This is a genomic window from Xenorhabdus entomophaga (genome assembly GCF_037996725.1).
GTDB classification, from domain to species: domain Bacteria; phylum Pseudomonadota; class Gammaproteobacteria; order Enterobacterales; family Enterobacteriaceae; genus Xenorhabdus; species Xenorhabdus khoisanae.
The window spans coordinates 26,598-34,174 of record NZ_JBBMXH010000042.1; the positions used below are offsets into that span (position 1 = coordinate 26,598).

The 7,577-nt window shown below is 38.9% G+C and carries 9 protein-coding genes; 6 read left to right on the forward strand and 3 right to left on the reverse strand.

Going from position 1 to position 7,577, the window contains the following annotated elements; genetic code table 11:
• Positions 1–92: 92 nt before the first annotated feature.
• The 3 genes from fliZ to AAC854_RS10615 form a co-directional block, all read right to left on the reverse strand.
• Positions 93–605 carry a flagella biosynthesis regulatory protein FliZ gene (gene fliZ / locus AAC854_RS10605; protein ID WP_340617070.1) on the reverse strand — a complete coding sequence of 171 codons (513 nt, stop codon included), beginning with the start codon at positions 603–605 and terminating at the stop codon, positions 93–95.
• 52 nt (positions 606–657) lie between these two features.
• On the reverse strand, positions 658–1,380 hold the full coding sequence (locus AAC854_RS10610; protein WP_340617071.1) for an RNA polymerase sigma factor FliA: 723 nt from the start codon (positions 1,378–1,380) through the stop codon (positions 658–660).
• Between the two features lie 267 nt (positions 1,381–1,647).
• On the reverse strand, positions 1,648–2,742 hold the full coding sequence (locus tag AAC854_RS10615) for a FliC/FljB family flagellin (RefSeq protein ID WP_340617072.1): 1,095 nt from the start codon (positions 2,740–2,742) through the stop codon (positions 1,648–1,650).
• A 275-nt stretch (positions 2,743–3,017) separates the two neighbouring features.
• On the opposite strand from AAC854_RS10615, the gene fliD reads away from it, so the two are divergent.
• The 6 genes from fliD to AAC854_RS10645 all read left to right on the forward strand — a co-directional run bounded on the left by fliD (position 3,018) and on the right by AAC854_RS10645 (position 7,482).
• A complete protein-coding gene (gene fliD, locus AAC854_RS10620; protein WP_340617073.1) occupies positions 3,018–4,487 on the forward strand; it encodes a flagellar filament capping protein FliD in 1,470 nt (489 codons plus the stop codon).
• A 13-nt stretch (positions 4,488–4,500) separates the two neighbouring features.
• Positions 4,501–4,911 carry a flagellar export chaperone FliS gene (fliS, locus tag AAC854_RS10625; RefSeq protein ID WP_047964164.1) on the forward strand — a complete coding sequence of 137 codons (411 nt, stop codon included), beginning with the start codon at positions 4,501–4,503 and terminating at the stop codon, positions 4,909–4,911.
• Positions 4,911–5,285, forward strand: a complete 375-nt coding sequence (gene fliT, locus AAC854_RS10630; RefSeq protein ID WP_340617074.1) for a flagella biosynthesis regulatory protein FliT — start codon at positions 4,911–4,913, stop codon at positions 5,283–5,285. Before fliS ends, fliT begins: the two co-directional genes overlap by 1 nt.
• A 388-nt stretch (positions 5,286–5,673) precedes the next feature.
• Positions 5,674–5,817: a hypothetical protein gene (locus tag AAC854_RS10635; protein WP_340617075.1), complete on the forward strand. Its 144-nt coding sequence runs from the start codon at positions 5,674–5,676 to the stop codon at positions 5,815–5,817.
• 276 nt (positions 5,818–6,093) lie between these two features.
• Positions 6,094–6,831, forward strand: coding sequence for a cyclase family protein (locus AAC854_RS10640; RefSeq protein ID WP_047965250.1), 738 nt, complete (start codon positions 6,094–6,096; stop codon positions 6,829–6,831).
• 165 nt (positions 6,832–6,996) lie between these two features.
• On the forward strand, positions 6,997–7,482 hold the full coding sequence (locus tag AAC854_RS10645; RefSeq protein ID WP_340617076.1) for a hypothetical protein: 486 nt from the start codon (positions 6,997–6,999) through the stop codon (positions 7,480–7,482).
• The last annotated feature ends 95 nt before the right edge of the window (positions 7,483–7,577 follow it).

A 7,577-nucleotide genomic window follows, 5' to 3' on the forward strand; every position in this document is an offset into this window, starting at 1 on the left:
AATAATATGGAAATAGAGAGGGGAATGCGTGGTAATCGCATTCCCCTCTAAAATCGTTCAAACCGGCTAACGTTATTTATCGGTGTAATTAATTAATGACCGTTCTGTTGCCAGCTCAGATACTGCTCGTATTTACGCAGCGCGATATTGTAATTGCTGAAAGCAGACTGAGACAATTTTTCGCTGAGTTGTTCCTGAATTTTTTCTGGCGCAAATTCATTAGCCGAATAATTACTTGAAGTCAGTAATTCATCCAAACGCCTTAAACGAACCACATACTCACGCACAGTACTATGGCTCATCTCCGTTTGTTCAAACAAATACTGTTTAAATGACATAATGTCGAAATAATCAGTCTGGCTATTGCAATAAATTTCACTACAAAAGCGGCACAGTGCCACAAATTTACCCTGTAACTCATTCCAGGTTTTGTCATCCACCAATTCAGTCATCTCAGAAATAGCTTCTTTATTGATGACCTGACCGTTAAAAACAAGTGAAATACGATCAAGTGTTTTATGACAGTGTAAACAATGAGTCTGACTATGTTTATAGTCTTTGATATAACGGCTAAGAGGCCGTTTCTTTTGTGTTGTAACAGACATAAGAGATAAAGCCCTGTGTATAGTCTTAACAAAAAAACAAATAAGCAAAAAGTTACTTCTCTGGATTCAGGCGCGCCTTCAGCCTTTTTATTGCCTGACTGTGAAGCTGACTTACGCGGGACTCCCCCACGTTAAGCACTGCGCCGATCTCTTTAAGATTGAGCTCTTCCTGATAGTACAGCGTAAGAACCATCTTTTCCCGTTCAGGCAATGACTCAATGACATCGATTACCCGCTGACGAAGATCACCTTCCAGTAATTGTTGCAGAGGATTTGTCTCATGCTCTTCCTCTACCACCGGCTCACAACTTTCACCGTGAATTTCGTGCCATTCGTCATAAGAAAACAGTTGGCTGTTATTTGTGTCTAACAGTATTTGCCGATATTCTATCAGATTAATCTTTAATTCTTTAGCAACTTCCTGCTCACTGGCTGGACGGCCTAACTCTTGCTCAAGTTTACGGATGGCCTGCGTGACTTCACGTGCGTTACGCCGCACACTACGCGGAGCCCAATCACGGCTCCTCAACTCATCCAACATTGCACCTCTGATGCGCTGTACTGCATAGGTGGTAAACGCGGTTCCCTGCATGGAATCAAAACGCTCCACCGCATTCAGTAAGCCTATGCCACCGGCCTGAAGCAAGTCATCGAGTTCTACGCTGGCAGGTAATCTTACCTGCAACCTCAGCGCTTCATGGCGAACCAGTGGTACATAGCGCTTCCAGAGGCTATTTTTGTCCATCACGCCTTCGGCGGTATACAAATCGCTCACAACAACAGACACCTTTGGATAAGAGACTGGATACCATTATCCAATCCCCTAACCGGTACAATCGTTTGAACAATGAAGTAAAAGCACTTCTTTTTCACCTATGCGAAATTTTTGATGTCCGCCCAAATGCATAGCAAGTTTCAGGCTGTCCTTGACGATGTTTATAAAAACGATAACCAAAAAATAAGGATCGGCGAACCGATCCTTATTTTATAAGCGTTGTTTATGCAGGTTACCCCGCATAAATGCCTAACTGGAAAATAAAAATTAACGCAGCAGAGACAGAACGGTTTGTGGGATCTGGTTCGCCTGAGCCAGAACAGAAGTACCCGCCTGTTGCAGGATGTTGCCACGGCTCATATTAGAAACTTCAACCGCGTAGTCAGCGTCTTCGATACGGCTTTTTGCTGCGCTCAGGTTGTTAACAGTATTGTTCAGGTTGTTAACGGTGGATTCCAGACGGTTTTGTACTGCACCTAAAGAGCTGCGCAGGCTGTCAACTTGTGCCAGAGCGCTGTCCAGAGCGTCCAGAGGACGATCATCTACAGTTGGAGTGTAATCAGCTTTTTTCGTTACCTTACCATCCTCTTTAATTTCTGCTGTAGCGTATTTAACGTTACCCTTATCGTCTTTATAAGACATCATGTATTCATTTGGCACAGTTTTACCATCAGCTGTCTGTTTTTGGAAAACTTTGACATCAGTGGCACCTGTTACACCTGTGGTGTCAAATTTAACATCCACTTTTTCCGTAATGTCTTTACCATCAGCATCTTTTGTCTTTTTTTCAATTACTGCTGAATTTTTTTGCTCACCAAAAGAACCTTTCTTAGTTGCATCAAACTTATCCAGTTTCAATACAGCACTGTCTATTTTTTTCAGATCGATAGTGATAGTTTCATTATCGTTAGCACCAACCTGAACCTTCATTTTAGGTACTTCGCCACTCAGTACCTTCACGCCATTGAACTGAGTTTGTTCAGAGATACGGTCAATTTCAGCCAGACGCTGAGTCACTTCTTCCTGAATAGATTTCTTATCACTTTCAGAGTTAGTACTGTTTTGAGCCTGAACAGCCAGTTCACGAATACGTTGCAGGTTGTTATTGATTTCGTTCAGAGCACCTTCGGTAGTCTGGGCAATGGAAATACCGTCGTTAGCGTTACGGGAAGCCTGAGACAGACCTTTAACGTTAGCAGTGAAACGGTTAGCGATCGCTTGACCAGCAGCGTCATCCTTCGCGCTGTTAATACGTAAACCAGAAGACAGACGTTCAATCGCAGTACCCAGAGTACCTTTAGATCTTGTCAGGTTATTTTGCGCCAGCAGAGATGAATAGTTAGTATTAATGACTGATGCCATAGTAGAGTTCCTTTTAAAATCAATCCGATATAATTAGTTTGAGCCTTTTGCTCACGGTGTTCATCACCGCCAACAGTTTTATCGGCTCCTTAAAAAGAACCTTTAATATTTCTTGAAAAAACTTTTTTATTTTTTTCTCATTTCTCCCCGATAACCCAAACAGCGCCTGTTCTCATCAATTATTCCGTCCATCAAAAAAAACATTTTGTCAGTAAACTTTTCGCAAATTAATCCGATAACATGTCCAGTGATGCTTTTTATTAAAAGGAGTCAATATGGCTAGCATTTCCGCGGTAGGGATCGCATCTGGGATAGATCCAAAATTACTGGATAAACTTGAAGCAAATGAAAGAAAACGTTTAGAGCCATTAGCACAGCAACAAACCAGCTATAACGCTAAACTTACCGCTTTTGGTTCGTTAAAAGGCAGTTTGGAAAAATTAAAGAGTGCATCCGAAGAACTAAAAAAATTCGATAAGCTCAATACCACTAAAACCAACGAAGATCATAAAACATTTACGCCGAGTACAGATTCTAAAGCCAGTCCGGGTAACTATGTTATTGAAGTACAACAGCTTGCCAAAGCTCAATCCCTGAAATCACCGGAAATTGCGGATGTAAAAAAACCGTTAGGAGAACAAGGTAAAGGCACCCGTACTATTATTATTACGCAGCCAGGTCTTATTACACAACCAGGTGAAGAAAAAGTCGGTGAAAAAAAAATAGAACCGATGCGCATTTCCCTGAAAGATAATGAAACTTCTTTGGTTGAAATCCGCGATGCGATTAATAAACAAGAAGGCAACGTTAATGCCAGCATTATCAAAGCAGAAGATAATAAAAACTATTTGATCCTGACTTCGAAAAAAGCGGGCACAAAATCAGTCATGACCATTGAGGTTCAGGGTGATAATAAGCTGGGTGATTTGCTGAACTACAAGCCTGACGACAAAGGTGGTTCTGGTGCAATGGAACAAGTGGTGGAAGCGGTCAATGCAAAATTAAAAGTCAATGGCATTCAGATTGAACGCCAGACTAATGAAATAAAAGATGCACCAGAAGGAATTACCCTGAATCTGAAAAAGGTTTCAGAAAAAGAAAAATTCGAAGGCAAAACTGAAGGAGAACTAATACCAGAAACGCTGGTGGTTTCTCGTGATATTGAGCCAATGAAAGAAGCAATTAAAAAGTGGGTTGATGCCTATAATGAATTACAAAACACTGTCAGTTCATTGACCAAATTCAAGCCCGTAAGAAAAGGTGAAGCGGCTTCAAAAGACAATGGTGCCTTGCTCGGTGACAGCACTTTAAAAGGTATTCAAAGCCAGTTAAGACAACAACTGTTTATGGCACAAAATGTTGCTGATATTGCTACCTTAAATAAACTGGGCATCAAACAAAAATTGGATGGTACACTGGAAATCAGCAACGAAAAACTGGAAAAGAACCTGAAAGAAAAACCGGCTAATGTTAAGGCTTTCTTTATGGGGGATGGAGAAAAAACCGGTTTTGCTACCCAGACTTTTAATTTATTGAAAAAAACCTTGGATAGCCACGAAGGGACTATCGCAACAGCAACCGAAGGTATCAATAAGAGTCTGAAAACACTGGAAAGACAAGTGGAACAGACTAATAGAAATATTGAAGCCACGATGGAGCGCTATAAAAAACAATTTACAGCACTGGATAAACTTTCCTCTTCAATGAATCAGGCAGGTTTATCTCTGGCCCAACTTTTAAGATAATAAAAGGACACTAATGTATCAACGTTCGGCAAGCCAGTTATACGCTCAGGTAGATCTTGAGAGCGAAATTATGAATGCCTCTCCTTACCAGTTGATTCAGATATTGTTCAACGGGGCGCTAAGCGCCCTGCGTCGTGCAATTATTCTGATGCAACAGGGTAATATTCCAGAAAAAGGCTTAGCTATTTCAAAGGCAATCAATATCATTGATAATGGTCTCAAAGAGGGATTAGATTTCGAGAAAGGCGGCGAAATTGCCCAGAATCTTTTTGCGTTATATGATTATATGAGCCGTCGCTTACTCCATGCCAATTTACGCAATGATGAGAAGGCTATTACCGAAGTGATTGATTTACTTACCGAGATTTCAGACTCTTGGCGGCAAATAGGTCCTCATTACAACGCCAGTCAGGATATTGTTTAATGAAAAATGATACGGATCTTTTGTCAGCTTATCAGCAGATCCTTAGTTTAAGTGAGCAAATGATTGATTTAGCTAAAAATGAAAAGTGGGATGAACTTGTTGATATGGAAATCACTTATCTGAAGGCAGTAGAAGTGGTTACTTTATTATCAGAAAACTCACATGCACCCATTTCATTACAGCAGCAATTAACCAAAATTTTGCAAACTGTCTTGGATAATGAAAAAGAAACTAAGAGATTGTTGCAAAAACGGTTAAACCAACTCAGCGACCTGATTAAACAGGAAAGCTGTAAACAGCTCTTACACGATACTTATGGACAGTTTCCTGTCAACAACTATGAAATGGAGTTGACAACGACGGAATCAAAATAAATATAACAACAGCACCAGTGATTCTTTTTTAAGAATAACACTGGCTAGTGGTGTCATTCTTTTGTTTTCATTTTAGGTGGTGTCAATTCGTCACCATCGTTTTTTTGGTTAATCTAATTCGGCACTTTATTTTATTTATAAATTGCAAACAATCAAGATAACTTATATCTTATTTTTAACAAAAAGTTAACTAAGAAAGTGATAATGGCGAATTTTCCAGACAATTAACAGAAGGTATCATCACTATGTATTATTTTTAATTAAATAATGGACTATGTTAACAAACAATATAAATAAGATTCTTATTATTGCGGTATTATCAATACCTAAGCTGGAATTTTCTTCAGTAGATGAAAGTCTGGCTTATTGTGCTACAACTGAATCATAGGTGGCACAAAAAGTCATACAACATGCTGTTGAAGCAAATAAACAACTTGATCTCCAAAATGCGGTATCCACATTTATCACCAGACATCCACTGGAAAAAGATAAGTTACCGATAACACTTTCAGCGTTGGGGGCAACTTTATAATCAGACAATTGCAATATCCATTCCTTTTATTAATAAACAGAAATCTCTTGTGACTTTTATCACCACCTCAATTATATCAACGGAAGAGTGTTCATTAACCGATCCTTCTTATATTGATATCACGTCTGAAATTTGGACTATTCCCACTTCTCTGGCCGATGATAAATAAATCAAAACCTGTGAAGCCATCCCCATAATCAGGAGATTGTTGATAAATAAATTGCGAAGAAAAAATGGCGAACGTTTAATCATAAAAAAACCAAAAATGAGGTTGTTATGACAAACGATATTCTGCAAGCTCTCGCTTTATTGAAATCAAAAAAATGGGTTGATCTGACACACAGTTTTGACAAAGATTCTCCCCATTTTTTTATGTTTGATCCTGCTGAATTTAAAACTCTGTTTGATTATAAAGATGGATTTTTTGCGCAACAATTCACCTTCACAGGACAATACGGTACCCACATTGATGCTCCTTGCCATTTCATTCCTGACGCCCGTTCTCTTGATGAACTGGAATTGAAAGAGCTGGTATTACCCTTGATTGTTATTGACCAGTCAGCAAGAGCCAAGCAAAATCCTAACTTTTCATTGTCTAAAGACGACATTCTTACATTTGAAGCCGAACATGGCATCATTGAAGCAGGCACTTTCGTCGCCTTAAGAACGGACTGGAGTCAACGCTGGCCATCTCAGGAAAAAATGGATAATAAAGACAAACAGGGAAATAATCAAATCCCCGGATGGGGAATAGATGCCTTGAAATTTTTATTTGAAGAGCGGAAAATCAAAGCGATCGGGCATGAAACTTTCGATACAGATTCGGCCGAAGACTTCAGGCGTAATAATGCCTTATTGAGTGAATATTATGTATTGGAACAAGACAGCTACCAAATAGAACTTTTGGCTAACTTAGACCAAGTGCCTGCACGTGGAGCAGTCATATTCAACATCGCGGTCAAACCTAAAAATGCCACTGGCTTTCCGATACGTTCGTTCGCGATATTACCCTGATTAATATCATTGCCCTGATTTTGTAAAAATATAACCATCTAAAGGTGGTTATATAAACTCAACTTATTATTCATAATAAATTCATCAATTAATCTTTTGTCTTATGTTATCTATATCATTATCTATGATTAATGGAAAACATCAATTTTCACCAAGGTAAAAGCCATGTCCATCCAAATGATTTTAAAAGATACAATAGCATTCTCTCGAAGTAGATTTGGTTTAAAATCAACTAATAAACGTTACATGGAACCAGAGTATTTACCACAAAGCAAACAAAATTTACACTCCAGAGAGAACTATATTGAAAGAATGATTAAGTTACGCTACTTGCGGGATGCATTAAACATCCTTTCACCAGAGGAAAAATATAAAGCCATTTTGCAGAAAGAACCCAATCAACTTCTTGGAAATTGCGAAGAATATTCACTAATGGCTTTCTTCTATTTAATGGAAGAAAAGTCTAAAGATATTCTGATAAATCTTGGCTCATCTTATTTCATTGAATACATAGTAACCTTAAACTCATACTGTCACTGTTTTATTGCAATTGAACCTATGAAAGATCCTTTATATCGCCAAGAAAGGGAGTCACTTAGTCCTGGAAAACCATCAGGGCGCGAGCATACTTTTCAAATACCTATTGAATAACAAGCAATGACATGATCTAATTATCTTTATTTTTCTTTCGAATGCTCGCCCATGAATCCTAACCACTCCCTCATTGAATACTTATCCGTTGTCAA

What these genes read in the sequence shown, in the direction of transcription:
- fliS (WP_047964164.1), top strand. Translation starts at nt 4,501, where the DNA reads ATGTATCAACGTTCGGCAAGCCAGTTATACGCTCAGGTAGATCTTGAG.
- AAC854_RS10645 (WP_340617076.1), top strand. Translation starts at nt 6,997, where the DNA reads ATGTCCATCCAAATGATTTTAAAAGATACAATAGCATTCTCTCGAAGT.
- fliT (WP_340617074.1), top strand. Translation starts at nt 4,911, where the DNA reads ATGAAAAATGATACGGATCTTTTGTCAGCTTATCAGCAGATCCTTAGT.
- fliZ (WP_340617070.1), bottom strand. Translation starts at nt 605, where the DNA reads ATGTCTGTTACAACACAAAAGAAACGGCCTCTTAGCCGTTATATCAAA.
- AAC854_RS10640 (WP_047965250.1), top strand. Translation starts at nt 6,094, where the DNA reads ATGACAAACGATATTCTGCAAGCTCTCGCTTTATTGAAATCAAAAAAA.
- fliD (WP_340617073.1), top strand. Translation starts at nt 3,018, where the DNA reads ATGGCTAGCATTTCCGCGGTAGGGATCGCATCTGGGATAGATCCAAAA.
- AAC854_RS10615 (WP_340617072.1), bottom strand. Translation starts at nt 2,742, where the DNA reads ATGGCATCAGTCATTAATACTAACTATTCATCTCTGCTGGCGCAAAAT.